This is a genomic window from Phreatobacter oligotrophus (assembly GCF_003046185.1).
GTDB lineage: Bacteria > Pseudomonadota > Alphaproteobacteria > Rhizobiales > Phreatobacteraceae > Phreatobacter > Phreatobacter oligotrophus.
Window position 1 is genome coordinate 1 of sequence record NZ_PZZL01000015.1, and the last position, 19969, is coordinate 19969.

Below are 19969 nucleotides of genomic sequence, written 5' to 3' on the forward strand. Positions count from 1 at the left end.
CTCCTCCTCGGCCCGCGTTGCCGTCAGAGCGCCTTGCTCGGCAAGCCGCCGCCAGGTGAAGAGCTGGTTGGGCGATACACCGTGACGGCGGGCCACCAGGCTCACCGACGAGCCCGGCTCATTGGTCTCGGCGACCATCTCCAGCTTCTCCGTCACCGTCCATCGGCGCCGGCGCTGTGGTCCGGGAAGGACCTCACTCTTCGGATAAGAACCAGTCATGCGCACGACATTACTCCTAACCCTTATCTTAAGCGTGGGTCGTGTCCGGGCAATTAGGGGGCTGGTTCAGAGTACGGCACCAAGCGTAGAGGGATTTAAACCGTCACATACGCCTTTAGCAGAGGTGTAAGCGTCAGGGGCTTTGCGATCCGCACGGCGATTGAGCGGAGAACCAATTCGCGTCCGCAGCCCGCGATACATCTCTCGACCGATGTACGCGGTGTAACGCCGTGCAACAAAATCCGAAAGATGGACACATGAGTGAGACAAGCAATCAGATGTTCTCTTCTGCTACGTATGCCGCCACTAGAGCCAAATTGCGTGGTTTCCTAGTTTCCCAAAATTCACATTATATTGGCGCGATATCGATGATCGCGTGTGTTATGTTTTTTACGCTTGATATAACTCTCGATGTTGTCAGAATATCGAACGGTGAGTTTATATTTACAACCTATGATACTGCACATTTTGCTCTCGAAATCATTGCGGTCCTTTGTCTTATATACGCGTTCCTGAACATCCTGGGGCGACTTAAACTAGCGCGGCTGCAAATAGACGACGCGAGATCCAAACTTGAGGCGGTGCGCAAGGACTTTCGGGACATTTTCGACGACAAATGCAAAAAATGGGCATTGACCGCCGCCGAACGCGATGTCGCGATCCTGCTCCTAAAGGGCCTGCCACTGGCTGAAATCGCCGAGGCGAGAAACACTGCCGTAGGTACGGTAAAAGCGCAGTCCTCGACGATTTTCCGGAAGGCTTCCGTCCGTTCCCGGCCGGAGCTCATGAGCGTCATCCTCGACGATTTTTTAGAACTGTCTGACCGCTAGATCAAGTCAGTCGGCTTCGCGCGCCTGCTTATGCGGAGGTTCATCCGGTGTCGCTGCAAATCCTTACGGCAATCGGCGAGGAACGAGTTTGCCGAACATCCGAAATCTCCATCAAAAACCTCGGTTTGCGCGACTTCGTAGGAGCCCTAAGCCTTTGGTTTAGAGATATCTGCCGAGGTTTATGGACAAAATTGACCGGCACTCGCCAGATCCTGTGGACGGTGATCGGTGTGACGACGCGAGGAGAAAATCGCTTGTGACCGAAGATCCAGATTTATGATTGCAAGTTGACGAGCAAGGAAAACGTCTCATGGCTCAATTCGCAGCTTCTCGCTTTGCGATCTGCGCTAGTATATTTCTGTCGATTTGCTTTATACAGAAGGCTGCGGGACAATCGCAATCCTCAAATAATTATTACGTTAAAATTGTCGGCATAGGTGCACAGACTTGCAATATATTTAATCAAGATATCCAAAGCAATGGCCAAATGATCCGTGACTATGTTGCGTGGGCGCAGGGGTTCATGAGCGGCGCACTTATGCGAGCTCCTGAGGGCAAGGACGTTGGACTGGATTTACTTCCGGAGCGTCTAAATCTCGATGCGCAGGTCGAATTCCTAAAACAATACTGCCGTGATCATAGAGATCGTGCGTTCTCCGACGCGGTAATCGATCTTTACCGTATCCTGCAGGCGCCGCCGAGTTGATCGCCTAGTTGCTAAGGCAACCACCAGTCACCGCCCGACATTCGTTGAGCTGCAAGACAGGCGGCAGTTCCGGAGCTTTGCAAAATGATAGGCCGTATCACCGGGTTTGGTATAGCGCTGCTAATTGGGGCAGTGTCCGCCAGTCTCCTGCCACCGGTTTCGGCCGCTCTCCTGCGAGCGGCGAAGGTTCTTCGGCTACCGTCGATGCCGCCCGCAGAGCCGGTTGCCGGGACGCAGCCGCAAAGGCAGGTCGAGGCAGGCCCGGACCGCCAGGAAACCAACATCCTCAAGCTCAGCGATGAGCGGATCGCGTTGGCTCGCATTCCGACCGCTCCTGCGCGCGCGGAACAACTGCAGCGGCATATTTCGGTGACTGGCACCATAGTTCCGGCGGGAGATCGCATCACGCGCGTTCCGGTCAAGGTCGCCGGAACAATATCAGAGCTTCGCAAGCGGCTCGGCGATACGGTCCAGCGTGGTGAAGTGGTCGCGGTCATCGATAGCCGCGAGATCGCTGATGTGCGGAGCGAATTTCTCGCGTCCGGAGTGAACCTTACGCTTCAGCGCCTTGCATATGAGCGGACCCAGTCCCTTTGGGAACGGCGCGTCACGGCAGAGCAGCAGTACATTCAGGCAAGGGCGACCTATCAGGAGGCGCAGCTGCGCCACGATCTCGCTCGCCAGAAACTACTGGCTCTCGGCCTTGACCCCAATGATGTCTCAGTCCCCGCCCCGGGTGATGTGGCAACGGAGAGTGTGTCTCGCCTTCGCCAATATCCGGTCCTTGCTCTTGCGGGCGGGCGGGTCGTCGAGAGACGCGTTGATGTCGGCGCATCTGTTGGCCAGCAGAATGACCCGACGGAAATTTACACGATTGCAGACTTGTCGACTGTCTGGATCGAGCTTGCGGTGTCGCTACCAGACCTGCCTCAACTTCGGTCGGGTCAGCGTGTGGCAGCAATTGCGACCATGGGAAGCGCGGCTGGCCAGCAGGAGGGCAAGATCGCGTTCGTCAGTCCGCTTCTTGATCAAAACACCCGCCAAGCCCGCGTTGTGGCTGAAATCCCGAACCCCGACGATGTCTGGCGCCCTGGCACGTTTGTAACTGCCGACGTGATCATCAGCGATGCTGACGTGCCGATCGGGGTGCCGCATGCTGCTCTACAGACGATTGGTGGCGAGACCGTTGTGTTTGTGCGGGTCCCAGGGGGCTTCGAGAAGCGAAGCGTTACGGTTGGAGCCCAAGACCACCGCATTATCGAGATCACAGCAGGGCTCCAGGCCGGCGAAGAGATCGCTGTAGCCAATACGTTCGTCCTCAAGGCTGAAATCGGCCGCTCGCGGATGCAGGATTGAGGCCTGCCATGATCGCGCGCATCCTGGAATTCTCCGTTCGTCAGCGCTGGCTGGTGGTCTTTCTGACGCTTCTGGCTTCGGCCGTGGGGGCATGGTCCCTCCTGCGATTGCCGATCGATGCCGTGCCGGACGTCACCAACAACCAGGTTCAGATCAACCTCATCGCACCAGCCCTAACGCCTGTGGAGGTGGAAAAGCAGGCTACATTCCTAATCGAATCGGCGCTCGCTGGAACTCCTGGACTGGAAGCGACCCGCTCGTTTTCCCGCAATGGGTTTGCGCAGATCACGGCGGTCTTCTCTGACAAGGTGGATGTTTATTTTGCCCGGCAGCAGGTCAGTGAAAGGCTGACAGAAGCCAAGCAAAATTTGCCACCAGGCGTCGAAGTCCGAATGGGCCCCATTTCGACCGGACTGGGTGAAATCTATTGGTGGGCGGTGGAATATGTGCCCCCAGCAGAAACAACGGTTGTTGCCGGCAAGCCGGGCTGGCAACCCGACGGCACTTATCTGACCCCCGAAGGACAGCGGCTGGTCGATGAGTTTCAGCGCACCGTCTATCTGCGCACGGTGCAGGACTGGATCATCCGTCCCCAGATGCGTGCGGTTCCTGGCGTCGCCGGGGCGGATGCGGTTGGTGGTTACGTCAAGCAGTACCATGTCAGACCCGATCCCTCGCGGCTGATCGGACTTGGTATTTCATTCTCCGATATCGCCACTGCGATCGAGGCCAACAATGTGAGCCGCGGCGCGAACTATGTTGAGCGAAACGGGGAAGGCGTCATCGTTCGTGCCAGCGGGCGCGTGGAAAATATGGCCGAGATCGGTGAGATCGTCGTGACCACCCGCAATGGGATCCCCGTTCGGGTACGCGACATCGCCGAGGTGGTCATTGGTCGGGAGATTCGGACGGGCAGCGCCAGCGTCAATGGCCATGAAGCCGTGCTGGGGACAGCTCTCATGCTTGTCGGTGGCAACAGTCGCACTGTCGCTGCCGCAGCAGATGCGCGAATGCAGCAGATCAATCGCAATCTTCCCCCGGGGATCCGCGCACGCACCGTCCTGAGCCGAACAGAGCTCGTCGATGCGACGATCGCGACGGTCTCAAAGAATCTGGCCGAAGGTGCCTTCCTTGTGATCGTCGTCTTGTTCCTGCTCTTGGGGAACATCAGGGCTGCTGTCATTACGGCACTGATCATACCAGTGTCGATGCTGCTCACAGCAACAGGCATGATCCAGGCGAAAATGAGTGCCAACCTCATGAGCCTCGGTGCCCTGGATTTCGGTCTGATCGTCGATGGCGCCGTGATCATCACCGAAAACAGTTTGCGCCACCTGGCCGAGCGGCAGCATGAGAAAGGGCGGATACTCAATCTCGAGGAACGGCTTGATACGGTGGTGGCCTCAGCCAAGGAGATGATCCGCCCATCTGTGTTTGGGCAAGCGATCATCATCATGGTCTATTTGCCGCTTCTGACCTTCACGGGCGTCGAGGGCAAAACGTTCCAGCCGATGGCGCTGACCGTCATCATTGCACTCGTTGCCGCCTTCTGCTTGTCGCTCACGCTCGTCCCCGCGCTGATTGCTATCGCGATTACGGGGAAAGTCAGCGAAGTCGAAAATCCAGCGATACGGTGGGTGAAAGTCGCCTATCGACCACTGCTGTCATCTGCAATTGCCGGACCGGTGAAGTTCGTCCTGCCTGCCCTTGTTCTGGTCGGCTTGAGCGCGGCGTTGTTCGGCAAACTTGGCCAGGAATTCACGCCAACCCTGGACGAGCGCAATATCGTGATGGAAGCGCGGCGCATACCGAGCACGGCGCTTGCGCAATCCGATAGCATGCAGCGCGATGTCGAACGCATCATCAGCGGCTTTGCCGAGGTGTCATTCGTGTTTTCTCGGACCGGAACACCGGAACTTGCCGCCGATCCGATGCCACCCAACGCCTCCGATGCATACATCATCCTCAAGCCACACTCTCAGTGGCCCGATCCGAGCATGACAAAGGAAGAGCTGATCAAGAAGATCGAGACTGCTGTTTCTCAGCTTATCGGAACCAATTTTGGCTTCTCTCAGCCAATCCAGATGCGGTTCAACGAACTGATTGCAGGCGTGCGCGACGATCTGGCTGTCAAGGTCTTCGGCGAAGAGTTTGAACCCATGCTTCGTGCGGCCAACCAGATCGCTGCGATTCTCCGGGAGACACCCGGAGCAGCAGACGTGAAAGTCGAGGAGGTTACCGGCCTGCCGTTCCTCGAGATCAGAATCGACAGGACCGCTCTTGCGCGTCGCAATCTGTCTATGGCTGCAGTCCAGGAGACAATTGGAGCCGCAGTAGGAGGTCGTGAGGCGGGTCTTGTCTTTGAGGGAGACCGTCGGTTCCCGATCATCGTTCGGCTGGCCGACGCCTTGAGAGGCGATATCGACGTTCTTGAGAACCTGCCCATTCCCCTCCCGAACACAGGGCAGGCCGGCAGTGTCGCCTCCATTCCGCTCCGCGAGATCGCCCGTTTCAACCTCACGGAGGGCCCGAACCAGGTCTCGAGGGAAAATGGGAAGCGGCGCGTTGTCGTGACCGCCAATGTCCGCGGACGCGACATCGGCTCTTTGGTCGATGAAGCCCAACGCCGGATCGACCGGGAGGTCGCTTTCACACCCGGCTACTACGCGAGTTGGGGAGGTCAGTTCGAAAACCTGGAGGCTGCGAGACAGCGCCTCATGGTTGTTGTTCCCGCATGCTTTTTGATGATCTTTTTGTTGCTCTTCACCGCACTCGGGTCATCACGCGAAGCACTCCTTGTGTTCAGTGCCGTACCGCTTGCGCTCACTGGCGGCATTGTCGCCCTGTGGCTTCGGGGCATGCCTTTCTCGGTGTCTGCCGCGGTTGGCTTTATCGCATTGTCCGGGATCGCCGTCCTGAACAGCCTGGTCATGCTCAGTTACATCGCGCAATTGAGGCGCGATGGGCATTCCGTGCAAACCGCAATTGAGATGGGCGCCATGACTCGTCTTCGACCTGTGATCATGACGGCCCTCGTCGCCTCTCTGGGCTTTATGCCCATGGCGGTAGCGACCGGCACTGGAGCCGAAGTGCAGCGGCCGCTCGCAACGGTGGTTATAGGCGGGCTTATCAGCGCAACGCTGCTGACGCTTCTTGTATTGCCTGCACTATACGCGCGGTTCTCGGTTTCGAAGTTGCGTTCCACTTCGTAAATCACACTGACAAATTGAAGAGTCACGAGCCACAGTTCGATGGCCGACATAATTCATACCTCAAACGTCGCTTTTTGGTCGACAGAACCCTGGCCTCGACCAAAAAACGCTCGCAGGCTCGGGGGGCTACCGTTGCGGCGAGTGGTTTCGTACCGGCTTTCGTTGTGACTATTGAAACGCTGGCGATGGCGACCTGTTCGCGTTGATGGTTGCGAAACTTCGCGCTTCACACATCGGTTGACATCGACATGCAAGCGATGCACTGCACCGTCATGCGGCCGTCTTCTGCGACTGCGACCACGAGACCGGAAATGCCGAGCGACAGTGACAGTCGATTAACTTGGCCGTCCCAGCGACCCGAGTAGCTTCATTAAGCTCACGGCGTCGCCAAAGACGGCGGTGACGAGGTGAGCCATGACCACACTATTCCCCCGTGGCCTGACCGCGTGCGCTCTTTTGCTCGGGTCGTTCCTTGCAGTATCCCCGGCCGTCCTAGCGCAAGGTTGGTCCTGGCCATCTGGTGATCGAATGCCTGAGGACATCAGGCTCAATGCACAGCTGACGGAATTCATCCAAGGGTACCCGAGTTTCAGGGCGGCCTACAACGGGCAAAACAGCCTCCCGGCGGGCGGACAAGTCCGCCAGACGACCAGCATCACGGCGTTTATTGGAGCTCGCCTGCCTTGGGCCGGTGGCGAGTTTTATTTCAACCCAGAATATTTCCAGGGCTTCGGCTTGGGTGAGACTCTCGGTATTGCTGGCTTCCCAAATGGGGATGCACAGAAGGCCGGCAACCGCGTCGGCGTCCTATCCGTCGCCCGGGCCTTCGTTAGGCAGACCTTCGCGCTTGGCTCGGAAACGGAATGGCGGCCTGGTGACTTCAATCAACTCGCGGGCTATGTGCCCACAGGGCGAGTAGTGGTGACTGTCGGCAAATTTGCAGCCTTGGACATGTTTCAGACCAGTTCATACGCCGGCGACACGCGCCGTCAGTTCTGGAACTGGTCTATCTGGTCGTCCGCGGCCTGGGATTTTGCGGCCGACGTAAGAGGCTACACTCAGGGGGTGGCCATTGAGGTCATCCCTAACCCTTCGCTCGCCATACGCTACGGTGCCCTCCTGCTGCCATCGCAGCCGAATGGCGGGCAGCTGCCTTTGCGACTTAACAACCTCAATCACATTGTCGAGTTGGCCTACCAGCACCGCTGGTTCGGTCGTCCGGGGGCCATCAAGCCCTTCGCCTTCTACTCTCTCGGTAACATGGGCAAATTCGAGCAGGCGCTTAGCATCAGCGGGCTCGGCACTCTCGACCCAGACGCGGCGCTGGCGACGACCAGGCGCTACGGCAATCGTAAGTGGGGTTACGGGATCCTCATTGATCAGGAGTTTGCCAACAACGTCGGTGTATTCCTCAGAGCGAGTTGGAGTGATGGCCGGACCGAGACGTTCGCGTTTACTCAGATCGATCGTTCGGTTTCGGTCGGATTTTCCTTCAAGGGCGAATTGTGGAACCGGCCAGGCCACGCGGTAGGCATTGCTGTGGCGCAGAACGATCTATCCCGCTACCATCGCAACTTCCTCGCTGCTGGGGGGACGGGGGTAATCGTCGGCGATGGGGCGCTTCGCTACGGCTCGGAGAAGCTGCTGGAAGCCTATTACGAACTACCGGTGTATCGGGACAACGTCTTCATGGCTGCCAACTATCAGCTGATGCAAAATCCTGGTTATAACCAAGATCGGGGCGGCCCCGTCCATGTCTTGGGCATGCGCATACATGCGCGGTATTAGGCTGCCAGCGCTGACGTGCTCCCGGCCTTTTAGGCCAGTTTGAACTGGGATTTTCCACTTATGATCCCCGTGTCGGGGACGAGGAGAGTTCTATGAAGACGTCGAAGTTCACGGAGGCGCAGATCGCCTTCGTGCTGAAGCAGGCGGAGGACGGTGCGCCGATCGCGGAGGTCTGCCGGAAGGCGGGGATCTCCGACGCCACCTTTTACAATTGGCGGAAGAAGTATGCCGGGTTGATGCCGTCGGAGATGAAGCGGCTGCGTCAGCTCGAGGAGGAGAACGCCAAGCTGAAGCGGATCGTCGCCGACCTGTCCCTGGACAAGGCCATGCTCCAGGACGTTTCGGCAAAAAAGCTCTGAGGCCAGCGCGCAAGCGGGAGCTTGTGGACAAGGTCCGCAGTGATTGGAAGGTGTCGGCCAGGCGCGCCTGCGCCACCCTTCGGATCGATCGGGGTCTTTACGTCTACAAGTCGAAGCGTGGCACGCAGGCCGAGCTGAAGCAGCGCATCAAGGAGATCTGTGAGACGCGGGTACGGTACGGCTATCGCCGGGTCCACGTCTTGCTGCGCAGAGACGGATGGGCGGTCAATCCGAAGTGGATTTATCGTCTTTACAAGGAGTTGGGGCTGCAATTGCGCAACAAGGTGCCCAAGCGCCGGGTGAAGGCGAAGCTGCGGGACGATCGCCGGGCGGCCACGCGAACGAACGAGACCTGGGCCATGGACTTCGTTCACGACCAACTGGCGACCGGGCGGAAGATCCGCGTGCTGACGATCGTTGATACCTTCTCCCGGTTCTCACCGGCGGTGGATGCGCGGTTCAGCTACCGGGGCGAGGACGTGGTGCTGACCCTTGAACGGGTCTGTGCTGCCCTCGGCTATCCAGCGACGATCCGGGTTGACCAAGGCTCGGAGTTCGTCAGCCGTGATCTCGATCTGTGGGCCTATCAGAAGGGCGTCATCCTCGACTTCTCCCGGCCCGGCAAGCCGACCGACAACGGCTTCATCGAGTCGTTCAATGGCAAGTTCCGGGCGGAGTGCCTGAACACCCACTGGTTCATGAGCCTTGACGACGCACGATCGAAAATGGAGGCTTGGCGTAGAGACTACAACGAGGTCCGGCCACACAGCGCCATTGGCAATAAGCCCCCGATCGCGCTGATGAATGGCTCTCCGGCACTCCCGCCGGCATGAGCCCTAACCCCGGAAGCTTCCAGCTCCGGCTGGCCTAGAAACGGGTAGCGCTTCATCCAACCGCCGGGACGAACTCAAGGCTGGATAGAAACTGGGGGCAACGTCAGATGGACGATAAACTTCGCGGCCCGCCTCAAGCCGTTCATTCGTCGCCCTCAAGTGGGCGAATGGCACCGCGATTAGAAGCAGCCACAATACTCCAGCCGCTCATGTCCGAACGCGGTGAGGAACAACTTTCGGGAAAAAGGAAACTATCTCCGCATTTGAGAAAAACCTTCGAGCGCCTAGAAACCCGAACAGTTTTGCCCGCAGGCATGGCGTCTGCGATTTAGAGTACCTTGGCAGTCTTGGCATTGGGCGCCGATTCCAGGCCAGAATTGGTAGGAGCCGTCGCTGTCACAAGATATGCTCGTGCCTGTGCAGCGACGATTTTAATGCTCCAGCAATTGGGCTCAGGTATCGACGACCGAAGCGTCGTTCAGGACCTCACCGTTGACCGAACAGCCGTCATCAGTCGTAAAGTTTGATGCCTTGCCTCATGACGGCCGTGAATGGGAGGTCATATCTGCGGGCCGGGTTGGGCGAAGCGGGCTATATACACAAGAGGTCGCCGCGGATCTTCTTTTGGCCGAGGCTGGGTGGCGTCAAATCGATCCACATGTAACGCCAGAGACCCGCATTGTTCGCGTTGACGTCTCGTGGCTAAGCGGCTTGCGCCCGGGGTCGATTGTTCGCAACGGAGAAAAAGTCTCGAGTGTCGACCAGCGGTCACCTGGTCCGCGCACATGGCGCCAAGCAACTGTGACCCGTGCCGATCCAAATCCCTTCAGCGTCACTCTAACCGGTTTCCTCCCTCTGACGGGCAAGGTCTCTCGGCCCACACATCCCATATCGGACCTTGAGGGGCTGCGATACTTTCCGGTCCGCTTGGACGGTAGCTCGTTGGCCTACGTTCCTGTTCTCGAGCTGCTCTTGGCTGTCTTCCGCCTGGGTGGACCGTGGCTTCGGCATATGATCGAAGGCCTGGGGCTGCCTGACCGACCGGAGTCGGGTCGTCTTGTAGACCTTTCCCCGGGGAGCTTCAGCGTTGTGGACGGAGTGCTGGCGTGCCGAGGGTTTTCTGACCCTCGGTCTCGATCAGCGCCAATACCCGTCATTCTCGGCGATCCTGAGCGACATCGGTCTTACGTGGCAGTTTTCCAGAAACTGTCGCAGCGAGACTTTTTGAACAGCCCGCAATTCGTGGACACGTATTTCCCGCAAGACGTTCCGATGATCTGCGACGTTGAGTTCGAGCAGGTCGCGCTGAAGAAGCAGGGGATCTCGGCCTCCGGGGCGGCCGTGCGCCAGCCCTTGCTCGTCACCAGGGTTCGCGCCGCTCGGTTCGAGCTGGGCGTCAGCCGGGTGAAGATCTTTGTACCCGACCGTCGCGAGCAGGTCAGCGACATACCCTCACGGGTCAGTGCGCAGATCGTGAACGACGGCGAGCTTGTGATCGGCGAGCCTGTATTGAAATCGAGAGTGGCACCAAGTCGATCGCTGGAGACGAGATACATTGCAGTCGAGGACGAGGAGCCTGAAGGTGTCCCGACGGACATTGTCGTCGACCCCAGCCGGTCCGCAGTGAAACACTACAGACGCAAGTCCGGGAGCAGTGTCGCGGTCGAAGGCTCGTCAACAGGATCGCCGCATGGAGACACTGCCCGGATCGACCGGGCGTCCTTGCAGCCTATGACCAAGCCACGTGGGATCACGTCGAGAATGCAGCATTTGATCGACGCCGTGAAACTCGCAGCCACTCTGGATAGGGCGATTTTTAGGTTGGAGGCGCCGCCAAGCCTATACGACGGTGGCGATGGTCTTTGGCAGGTGGCGACCGGTGACCTTCACAAACTTCCGTCCTGGATAAGGCCTGGTGGTATAGCGCGGCGCATCGCCGTCATGTCGCTCGCTTCGCGGGAGGGGGTTCTCTACCTGTTCGATGCGGAGGTCCTCACCTCCGGCGGCGAGCGTTCAGCTTTGCTTGTTTGGTCAGCCGGGCCACGTCTCCCCACGGCTGCGCTTTATGAGTTGATTATCATGCTTGCACGAGCTGAAGGTGTTTTGCGGGAGGATCCGATCACCTTGGGCAACGTTTCCGGCGGTGCTCCGCCCGTTGCGAGGACGGACCTGCGCGCCGGTGTGTTTCGTCATCGACAGGACAGCGTCCCTCCTGATCAGGTCGCCAGATCAGTCCTGCGGAAGAGAGACGAACTCCGGGGGCTCTAGCTCGGCTGCAAGAGTTGGTGCAGCGATCGTTGCCAGCGCTTCTTGGGTGTGAATGCTATCTCCGATCAGGCGCCGCAGGTCGCGGCCGCTCACACCGATCCTGCGCTTGGCGAGATAGCGGGCCGCTGCCCTGACTTCCTCAACTGGCGGGCTGTAGGTTCTTGGCCGCAGTCCCTGATCGACAATTGTTCTGAGCGCGAACGGGACGCTGCGCATGTCGCGCAGGGCCCATGAATGCCACATCCCGGCTTCGGACATAGAGCTGACGTAATTGTAAGGCCAGTTGTCTGCCAAGGCCATGATCAGGGCGTGCATGCGGTGGCGTTCGGCGGAGCTGAGGAACTCGACCTCCTCGCGCCCGCCTTCGAAGTTGAACGGTCTGTCACTGATATCCGTTTGTCGGCCGAGTACCGTCCTGAGCCGCTGTGATCTCGGCCCGGAGATGATGTTCCGTCCAAGCTGCCTCAGGACGCTAAACAGGATGGGGCTGTAGTGGAACGTCGAGGCGCCGAGGCGGCCCCATCCAGCATGCAGGGCGTCGTCTGCAAGCGCGTTGAACCGGATGGCGTCCTGGTTTGGCGGTTGGCCTTTGGCATGACGGAGATCGCGGTTGCAGTTCCAGCAGACGTGAAGCGCGCGCGACCGGAATGGCATAAGGGGCGATGCGCAGCGGCTGCAGCGGTCGAGGAGAACCTGGCTGTGGACGACGCAGACGGACATCACCGCAAGTCGCCATTGCTTGCGCAGATACGGGCGTTCGTCGCTCGAGAGACAGTGTGGGCAGTATTGCTGCCCTGGCAGCTTACGGTCGCGATTGCGTACACCCACGGGCAACACCCATGGATAAATGCCTCGTGCACCGCAGTCCGCGAAGAGGCGACCATCAAAGGCTGTGAGGGTTGTAGATGCTGCGACCGCTGGGTTCGTTCCGGTCCCGACGGCCATACCGGCGATGACCCGTGGATCCCCCAGCAGGTCGATATCTCGGCTAAGAACCGGAGGCTCCGACTGCCAGTAGGTGTGCACGAAAGCATAAGGGAGGAACAGCATCCCTGTCGCGGTCCTCTGGATCCACGACGACAAAAGTTCATCCGGAAGCGGAGGTGGTCTGAAAGCAAAACGCGACGTGAACATTACTCATAAGGTGCGGGTGCCAGAGTGCGGGCTGCTCCCTGTCTTGCGATGATATTCTGCGCGTAAATGGTTTCCGTAAGGTTCTTTGCAGTGATCCTCTCTACTTTGGTTTCTACGGCCGCCACGGTGGCATGGAACAGAAGCTCAGAGAGCCGGCCAGGTAGCCCCTCCGACAGATTGTAGAGCATTTCGGCCATTCGATCTTCGGAAAGATGGGATGCCCTTTTGAGTGGGATGATCGCCTCCATGGTGTTCAGGAAGGCTGTGAAGTCGTTCCCTTTCTGGACCTTCGGGATTTCGATAGCATAGAAGCGTTCCGTCAGCTCGCGGCTGCTAGAGATGAAGCTGTAAGCCTCGCGTGTACCGGACAAGACCATAGGCCGACGGATCTTGTTAGACAGCTCCTTAATTTGCCGGAGCATTTCGTCTTTGGCGTCATTCGTTGGGATGATGTTGTGGATCTCGTCGAAAATCGCGAGACGCAGGCCCACCTCCTCCATCAATCGGCGAGTCATCACCGGCAGGGCCTCATTCCTGCCGTAAGGGTTGAACGCGCGACCAAGCCGCGTGAGGATCAATTCGAAGAACTCCGTCCGATTGTTGTCGGTCGGCATGGAGATCATGATCGCCGGGATGTTCGCATAACCAGTTGGTCGTACGTCCCCTTCTTGCTCTGCTTTTTGCATCTTCCGTCTGACATATCGCTCGAGCAGCGCCGTTTTGCCGACGTTGGAGTCTCCCCAGATCAGTAGATTGGGTGAGCGGGCTTGATCACCGCGCAGGAACAGTCTGTCGAGCTCCTTGAAGACCAACTCGACCGTAGGGGTGGTCACAAAGATCCGCGGCCAGAACTGATAGATCCGGGTTTCGATCGGTTCGGTGACCAGTGCCTGCACAGCGGGATCAAGATGGTCCAAGGTCATAGCTCGAAATCAAACTTTGGCTTTGCAGCAGGCGGAGAAGGCTTCTCGGCATGATCCTCGTCGGGGATAGCCAGCGCGGCCTGGATGGAAGCGGGGATCGGATCGTTGAAGATCTTGGGGTTCTGCGCGTCACTCATTTTCATTCCGTGACGGGCATTCGCCACCTCACGACGGGCCTTTTTCGTTTTCTTGGCGGCAGTCTGCACAAGCTGCTTGCGGCCTTCTTGGGCTCGAATCTGATTTTCTTCTGTATTTTTGACAGCGTTGGCGAGGTTGATCCGGAGGATTTTTCGGTGCTGCCAGAGATTGATTGGCTCGCGCGAGCGGTTGACCCACGGGACCTGGATGTAGGTTTTGTCCAGCGGATCCATGACGTAGATATACGAAATGTCCCGCGGGTCCCTGCGAATACGCATCGGCACCCGTTGGTCGGCAGCGTAGCGCCGCTTGATCGCGGTCAGCTGGGGGCTGTCATAATGGATGTGATCGAGAAGAAGCCCCTTTTGCGAGAGCTTCCTATCAAAGAACGGCATAAGCTCGATCCGCAGCGACTGGGGGTCCTCCGGTGGCGTCGGGATCGCTCGGATCTGTTCGCCAGTCACCGTATCGAAGAAGTAGGATTTCCATTTCTGTAGTGGCGTCATCCCACCGAATCGTTTGACCGGGGTGTTGATGTATTCCTTTAGCAAATTGATAAAATAGGCCTCGAATTCATCAATTGTAAGCGTCGCTTCTTTGCTGGGATTTCCCTTCTTTGAGGTGTGGTTGGATCCTGTTGCGCCTGGCAGATGCTCGATCTTGGTGGCTAGCTGCCTGAACCTGTTTTCGATCGAGCCCGCGAAATGCGGGGTTCGAACCGGCCTGTGCTGCAGATCGATACCCCAGCTCTTACAGAAAGCCTTAATCATTTCGCCGCGGAAGTCTTTGGCATTATCAAGCTGCAGGACTTTGGGTGGGCCCCAGACCGGCCAGTCCATCTCCACACCAAGCCGCTTCAGCAACTGCTCTTTGGGCATCATACCCTCGTACAGCGTCACTCCTATGAAGCCCGCGTTAGGAGGTTCGAAGCTGAGATAGTAGCCGTATGGCATACCCGTCGTGATGCAGGTTGCCAGACACAGAACTGGCCTGCCGACGGACTGGCGTGTGAAAGCGTCGACGGCAATGCCGTGGACGTCCCAGTAGTCTGCCTGAACGCATGACAGGGGCCCCGTGGCAAGCGGATGGCTGCCGCGGTTCTGTCGATACTTGAGGTCCGCAGCCCGCTTTCCCTTTTGCGCTACCTCAACGGCGTATGGGTCCAGACGTTTGACGGCGTTTATCCTGCGCACCAAGGTCGCATAAGGAGGCATCGCACACCCGAAGGCATCGCAGATGTCCTTTAGCTTCTCGCTGTAGATCGTTCGATAACGAAGCGGCTTGCGGCACATGATATGCCGGCTGATGGCCGTTTCCATCGCCTGCTCCTGGGCCGTCTTTTGGACCTTGTTTTGAGCTCTTGGCCTCCAAGCCCGGTCGGGCAGGAATGCCGATATGTCCTCGCTCTCCTTGTAGGCCCTGATACGGCGATACGCCGTTGTTCGACTGAGTGAGAGGTCTTTGCGGTTTTGGTGCGGCGCAATCAGCTCCTCAAGCGCCTTGCTCCCTCTGGCTTCTCCATCAAGGAACGGCCGGAGGATGTCTCGTATTTCAGTGGCAAGTGCCAGCTGCTCGGGCGTCAGGACGTCGAGGGCGAAGCGGCGATCAGGCGCCGGATCTGGCCGGAGAGTGATCTCCGAAGCCCTATAGATCGTGATCGCCTCCTGATGTTCGTGGCGCACGCCAATGTTATCGAACCCCCCTACGCCGGTGATAACGCCTTTGCGCCCACCAGCGAAAACGACCATCCCGACTTCAATCCCCCGCGCCTTTTTCATGGGGTCGTGTGCTCTGCAGCGTGCGCATCATCCACCAGATGCATTTTGTGCTCCCGATTATAGGGCGGGTGAGGTCGCACTGGATGAAACCTCGCGCGATCCAGTGCCAGATAAATCCCTCGGCTTCGAAGGGGCGAACTCCTTCAGACGCCAGAACGCTTGTCAGCTCGGCCAGTTCAAATGGCTCTTCGCGCCAGCGGAACTTCGCTGATGCTGCGTTGTACCACTCCTCCCTCGGCCGATAGGAACGCGCCTCGTTCATCCTGAGGGCATTTGCCAGCCGTGGAGTTTCGATCGACCGGTCGGTAATAACGCGGAACCCGATGCCCATTCCTTTCAGCACCTGACGAGCGGCCCGAAACTTCGGCGCAAGTTCGGAATGCTCGGCCTGCAGGATCTGGAAAGGCTTGACTTCGAACGCGACGGTCTGGACGCCGAATGGCCACTCGACATCAGACCGCCACGAAACAAGCACGTCGGGCGTGTATTTTCGCCGCTTGCGGTTCAGATCAAGCACCACAGTTGGCTGCTGCGTAGCGAGGCTCTTCACCGCGACGTCTGAGTCCAATATCGCGAGGAACTTGCCCTCGAGAGCTGACTCGTACGGAAGCGACTCGGTCGAGTAGCGGCTGGGGAACCTCCCTGTTATCGCGAACCTGCCAAGCGGCACTCTTCTCATAGCTGAACCTTTCTGATTCGTCTCACTTAACCCGCAAAAAGCGGAAATTGTCTCACTTAAGTCGTTTCAGATTTTTCACCGTTCTCGGGGATCTGGCCGCAATCGCTCCGAATCTGTCTCAGTTTGATTGTAAATTCTCACTCGTCGGGGGTGGATTGCGGGTCCGTCCGGGCGAGGTGTCGCTCGCCCATCACGGCGTGCTCTTCCTCGACGAACTGCCGGAGTTCCAGCCGCAAGTGCTCGACGGCTTGCGCCAGCCGATGGAAAGCGGCGAGGCGGTGATCGCGCGGGCCAACCAGAGGGTCAGCTTTCCCGCCCGCTTCCAGCTCGTGGCGGCCATGAACCCCTGTCGCTGCGGCAAGGCCACCGAGCCGGGCTTCACCTGTCCGCGCATGCCCAATCCGCGCTGCATGGCGGATTACCAGGCGAAGATCTCCGGCCCGCTGATCGACCGGATGGACATGGTGATCGAGGTTCCGGCGGTGTCAGCGGCGGACCTCATCCTGCCGGCCCCGACCGAGGGCAGCGCCGAGATGGCCGCGCGGGTGGCGGCGGCGCGGGCGCGTCAGGCGCAGCGCTACGGCGGTCGCGGCCTCGCCATCGGCCTCAACGCCCATGCTCCCCCGGCCCTGCTCGACGAGGTGGCGGTGCCCGATCCTGCCGGGTTGGCGCTGCTGCGGGACGCGGCGGATGCCATGCGCCTCACCGCGCGGGCCTATCACCGCGTGCTCAAGCTCGCCCGCACCATCGCCGATCTTGACGCCGCCCCGACGGTGCGGCGCGTCCACCTTGCGGAGGCTATCAGCTATCGCGGCAGCACCGATCGCGTCCGCGCCGCCGCCTGACGGCGCATGACGCAAGGGGCGACTTCCGCCACCGACTGCCCAACCCACGCCCGCGCCACCGATCGCCCGAACCGTCCGAGGGAGTAACCAGCCGTCAACCCTGTCTGTTTACGGTCGCTTCGGTTTTGCCCTGAGCGCGGAGGCATCTGGTGGACGGTTTCGCCCTGCTGGCCGGAGGACTGGCGGCGCTCGGCGTCGCCGCCGCGGCCGGACTGCTCCATCTCGCCCAGGCGCGGCGCGCCCTCCAGCGCAAGACCGCGCTGCTCGAGGAGAGCATCGAACAGCTCACCGACCGCGTCTTCGAGCTCGCCGAGAGCGAGGAGCGCCATCGCGGGCTCATCGACGCCCAGGGCGACCTGATCGTCCGGCGCGATCGCCATGGCGCCATCACCTTCGCCAACCGCGCCTTCGCCGCCCTTGTCGGCGAGCCGGCCGCGAGCCTCATCGGCCAGACCTTCCGGCCCACCATTGTCGAGCGCTCCGAGGACCGGCGCGATCCCGACGGCTCCGTCAGTATCGACGAATGCATCGTCTCGCCCCAGGGGCGGCGGTGGATCGCCTGGCGGCACCATCCCATCCGCGATGCCGAGGGACGCTGCGAGGAGATGCAGTCCGTCGGCCGCGACATCACCGAGCGCAAAGCGGCCGAGGAGGCGCTTGCCGCCTCCAGCGCCCGCGCCGAAAGCGCCAACGAGGCGAAGTCGCGGTTCCTCGCCACGGTCAGCCACGAGATCCGCACGCCCATGAACGGCATCATGGGCATGGCGGATCTGCTGCTCGACACGTCGCTGACACCCGACCAGCGCACCTATGCCGCGGCGGTGAAGTCCTCGGGCGAGGCCCTGCTGGCCCTCATCGACGACATTCTCGACTTCTCCAAGATCGAGGCGGGCCGTCTCGATCTCGACGCCGTGCCTTTCGAGATCACCCCCCTCGTCGAGGGCGTGGCGGAGCTCCTCGGGCCGCGCGCCCATGCCAAGGGGCTGGACATCGCGACGGTGATCGATCCGTCCGTGCCGTGGCGTCTCGTCGGCGATGCCACGCGCCTGCGCCAGGTGCTGCTCAATCTGGCGGGCAACGCCGTCAAGTTCACCGAGACCGGGGGCGTCACCCTTGCGGTGGCGATGGACGGTGAGGCGCTCGCCTTGTCCGTCGCCGATACCGGGCCGGGCATCGCCGCCGCCGATGTGGAGCGGATCTTCGGCGAGTTCGAGCAGGGCGAGACCACCTTCGCCCGCCGCCATGCCGGCACGGGCCTCGGCCTGTCCATCTCGCGGCGCATCGTCGAGCGCATGGGCGGCCGCCTGTCGGTAGCGACCGAGCCGGGCCGCGGCTCGACCTTCACCGCTCACCTGCCCCTGCCGGCGGCGGATGGGCCGCGCGCCGCCGAGCCGCTCGATGCGCTGTCCGTCCTCGTCCTGTCGCCCTCCGCCATCGAGCGCGACGCCCTGGTGCGGCGCCTCGAGGCCCATGGCGCCGCGGTGACGGTCGCCGATGGCATCGCCGGCCTGCCCGCGGAGACCCATTTCGACACCGCCGTCGTCGACCATCGCCTCGGGGACGAGGCCCTCGCCGCGGCGCTGACAAGCCTTTCCGGCCGCGTCGCCCGCACCGTCCTCCTGGTGCGTCCGGCCGATCGCGCAGCCATCAGCGCCTGGCGCGAGAAGGGCGTCGGCGGCTGGCTCGTCTCACCCGTGCGGGAAGCCTCGCTGCTGCTGCAGATGCGTCCCGGTGCGCCGGTGCCGGCCGAGCCCCCGGAGGCCGAGGAGGGCACGGCGCGGCGCGCGCCGCCCGTCGCTTCGGCCGGTCAGTCCCTGACCATCCTTATCGCCGAGGACAATGACATCAACGCGCTGCTCTGCCGCAAGCTGGTGGAGAAGCTCGGCCATCGACCGGTCTGGGTGAAGGACGGACGGGCTGCGGTCACCGCCGCGCTCGATGCGGCAGTGCCCGTCGATGTCGTGCTCATGGACATGCAGATGCCTGATTGCGATGGCCTGTCGGCTGCGACCATGATCCGCGCCGGCGAGAGCGGCCGGCGCCTGCCCATCATCGCCCTCACGGCCAATGCCTTCGCCGAGGACCGGGCTGCCGCCATCGCGGCGGGCATGGATGCCTTCCTCACCAAGCCGCTCGACATCGAGAAGCTGGCCGAGGCCCTGGATCAGCATGTCAGGGTCAAACCGCCAGCCCCCGCGCGCGCAAAGCGTCGGCCAGGGACGGCGCGTCCTTGAAGAGCAGTGCGTCCATGCCGAAGGCGCGCGCCGCCTCGACGTTGCGCGCGCTGTCGTCGATGAAGACGCAGCGGCCGGGCTCGAGGCCGTGGCGCTCGCACAGGATGGCGTAGATCCGGGCATCGGGCTTGTTGATGCCGACATCGCCCGACAGGACAAGGCCGGTGAAGCGCCCGAGAAAGGGATAGGCCGGCACCGTGCGGTCGAAGAGCTCGCGCGAGAAGTTGGAGATGCCGAAGACCGGTCCCTGGTCGAGGAGCGCCTCGAAGATGGCGCGGGTGCCCGGCACCTCGCCCGGCACGGAGGCCAGCCAGTTGTCGTAGAAGGCGGCGAAGACGCCGGCATGGGCCGGATGGAGCGCGGCATGGCTGGCCACGGCCTCGGCGACAGGGCGGCCGGCATCCTGGCGGGCATGCCAGTCCATGAAGCCCACCTCGTGCATGAAGCTGTCGATGGCCTCGGGCGTGTCGAAGTGCGGCGCCATCGCCCCGCGCGGGTCCCAGCGGAGCAGAACCTGGCCGATATCGAAGACGGGGACCGAGCGTTCCGTCGGGGCGGGTCCTTTGCCCATGGACAGGCTGTGCATCTGATTACCTTTTCTTCAGCGCTTTGACGCTACGTATCGTTGTGCATTCGTGACACCATCCTCTTTCGGGTCCATGACATT

General features: G+C 60.6%; 14 protein-coding genes and 1 pseudogene. 9 read left to right on the forward strand and 6 right to left on the reverse strand.

All coding sequences use genetic code 11. The features are described from left to right. The coding region (locus C8P69_RS20880; protein ID WP_211353853.1) for a transposase at positions 1-219 on the reverse strand (219 nt) is incomplete at its 3' end. A gap of 257 nt (positions 220-476) precedes the next feature. On the opposite strand from C8P69_RS20880, the gene C8P69_RS20885 reads away from it, so the two are divergent. The 7 genes from C8P69_RS20885 (at position 477) to C8P69_RS20915 (ending at position 11571) form a co-directional block, all read left to right on the forward strand. Further along, positions 477-1049 carry a helix-turn-helix transcriptional regulator gene (locus C8P69_RS20885; RefSeq protein ID WP_108179393.1) on the forward strand — a complete coding sequence of 191 codons (573 nt, stop codon included), beginning with the start codon at positions 477-479 and terminating at the stop codon, positions 1047-1049. A gap of 310 nt (positions 1050-1359) precedes the next feature. Then, the gene (locus C8P69_RS20890; RefSeq protein WP_245902167.1) at positions 1360-1755 is read left to right on the forward strand and encodes a hypothetical protein; all 396 of its coding nucleotides are present in this window, start codon (positions 1360-1362) and stop codon (positions 1753-1755) included. A 204-nt stretch (positions 1756-1959) separates the two neighbouring features. Beyond that, positions 1960-3111 (forward strand): efflux RND transporter periplasmic adaptor subunit, encoded by a 1152-nt coding sequence (locus tag C8P69_RS20895; protein ID WP_170118329.1) that lies wholly within the window; start codon positions 1960-1962, stop codon positions 3109-3111. A gap of 8 nt (positions 3112-3119) precedes the next feature. Then, entirely contained in the window at positions 3120-6323 is a 3204-nt protein-coding gene (locus C8P69_RS20900) for an efflux RND transporter permease subunit (protein ID WP_108179395.1), read from the forward strand. Positions 6324-6851: 528 nt separating this feature from the next. After that, a complete protein-coding gene (locus C8P69_RS20905; protein ID WP_170118330.1) occupies positions 6852-8111 on the forward strand; it encodes a carbohydrate porin in 1260 nt (419 codons plus the stop codon). A 92-nt stretch (positions 8112-8203) separates the two neighbouring features. Continuing rightward, positions 8204-9303 (forward strand): IS3 family transposase gene (locus C8P69_RS20910; RefSeq protein WP_108179397.1). Its coding sequence is split into 2 segments (ribosomal slippage): positions 8204-8453 and positions 8453-9303, totalling 1101 coding nucleotides; the frame shifts between segments, so codons are not numbered across the junction. Positions 9304-10575: 1272 nt separating this feature from the next. Next, entirely contained in the window at positions 10576-11571 is a 996-nt protein-coding gene (locus tag C8P69_RS20915; protein ID WP_146167402.1) for a hypothetical protein, read from the forward strand. Here C8P69_RS20915 and C8P69_RS20920 read toward each other — a convergent pair. From C8P69_RS20920 to C8P69_RS20935, 4 genes are read right to left on the reverse strand one after another with little or no spacing between them, the layout of a single operon-like run. Further along, the gene (locus C8P69_RS20920; protein ID WP_108179399.1) at positions 11533-12705 is read right to left on the reverse strand and encodes a TniQ family protein; all 1173 of its coding nucleotides are present in this window, start codon (positions 12703-12705) and stop codon (positions 11533-11535) included. The two genes, C8P69_RS20915 and C8P69_RS20920, sit on opposite strands and share 39 nt — an antisense overlap. Then, positions 12705-13622 (reverse strand): TniB family NTP-binding protein, encoded by a 918-nt coding sequence (locus tag C8P69_RS20925; protein ID WP_170118332.1) that lies wholly within the window; start codon positions 13620-13622, stop codon positions 12705-12707. The genes C8P69_RS20920 and C8P69_RS20925 overlap by 1 nt, the downstream gene beginning before the upstream one ends. A 2-nt stretch (positions 13623-13624) precedes the next feature. Beyond that, positions 13625-15544, reverse strand: a complete 1920-nt coding sequence (locus tag C8P69_RS20930; RefSeq protein WP_108179401.1) for a Mu transposase C-terminal domain-containing protein — start codon at positions 15542-15544, stop codon at positions 13625-13627. Then, positions 15522-16094: a TnsA endonuclease N-terminal domain-containing protein gene (locus C8P69_RS20935; protein WP_170118333.1), complete on the reverse strand. Its 573-nt coding sequence runs from the start codon at positions 16092-16094 to the stop codon at positions 15522-15524. The genes C8P69_RS20930 and C8P69_RS20935 overlap by 23 nt, the downstream gene beginning before the upstream one ends. 266 nt (positions 16095-16360) lie before the next feature. Between C8P69_RS20935 and C8P69_RS20940 the strand changes: the two are divergent. Continuing rightward, positions 16361-17068: pseudogene (locus C8P69_RS20940) on the forward strand (ATP-binding protein); the annotation flags it as partial. A 149-nt stretch (positions 17069-17217) separates the two neighbouring features. Continuing rightward, positions 17218-19302 carry a PAS domain-containing hybrid sensor histidine kinase/response regulator gene (locus tag C8P69_RS20945; protein WP_108179404.1) on the forward strand — a complete coding sequence of 695 codons (2085 nt, stop codon included), beginning with the start codon at positions 17218-17220 and terminating at the stop codon, positions 19300-19302. On the opposite strand, the gene C8P69_RS20950 is transcribed toward C8P69_RS20945, so the two are convergent. Then, positions 19247-19888 carry an HAD family hydrolase gene (locus tag C8P69_RS20950; RefSeq protein ID WP_108179405.1) on the reverse strand — a complete coding sequence of 214 codons (642 nt, stop codon included), beginning with the start codon at positions 19886-19888 and terminating at the stop codon, positions 19247-19249. The two genes, C8P69_RS20945 and C8P69_RS20950, sit on opposite strands and share 56 nt — an antisense overlap. Positions 19889-19969: the final 81 nt, after the last annotated feature.

Excerpts from the sequence above, each read along its gene's own strand:
- C8P69_RS20900 (WP_108179395.1), top strand. The coding sequence starts at position 3,120 with ATGATCGCGCGCATCCTGGAATTCTCCGTTCGTCAGCGCTGGCTGGTG.
- C8P69_RS20905 (WP_170118330.1), top strand. The coding sequence starts at position 6,852 with ATGCCTGAGGACATCAGGCTCAATGCACAGCTGACGGAATTCATCCAA.
- C8P69_RS20895 (WP_170118329.1), top strand. The coding sequence starts at position 1,960 with ATGCCGCCCGCAGAGCCGGTTGCCGGGACGCAGCCGCAAAGGCAGGTC.
- C8P69_RS20930 (WP_108179401.1), bottom strand. The coding sequence starts at position 15,544 with ATGAAAAAGGCGCGGGGGATTGAAGTCGGGATGGTCGTTTTCGCTGGT.
- C8P69_RS20885 (WP_108179393.1), top strand. The coding sequence starts at position 477 with ATGAGTGAGACAAGCAATCAGATGTTCTCTTCTGCTACGTATGCCGCC.
- C8P69_RS20915 (WP_146167402.1), top strand. The coding sequence starts at position 10,576 with ATGATCTGCGACGTTGAGTTCGAGCAGGTCGCGCTGAAGAAGCAGGGG.
- C8P69_RS20920 (WP_108179399.1), bottom strand. The coding sequence starts at position 12,705 with ATGTTCACGTCGCGTTTTGCTTTCAGACCACCTCCGCTTCCGGATGAA.
- C8P69_RS20890 (WP_245902167.1), top strand. The coding sequence starts at position 1,360 with ATGGCTCAATTCGCAGCTTCTCGCTTTGCGATCTGCGCTAGTATATTT.
- C8P69_RS20950 (WP_108179405.1), bottom strand. The coding sequence starts at position 19,888 with ATGCACAGCCTGTCCATGGGCAAAGGACCCGCCCCGACGGAACGCTCG.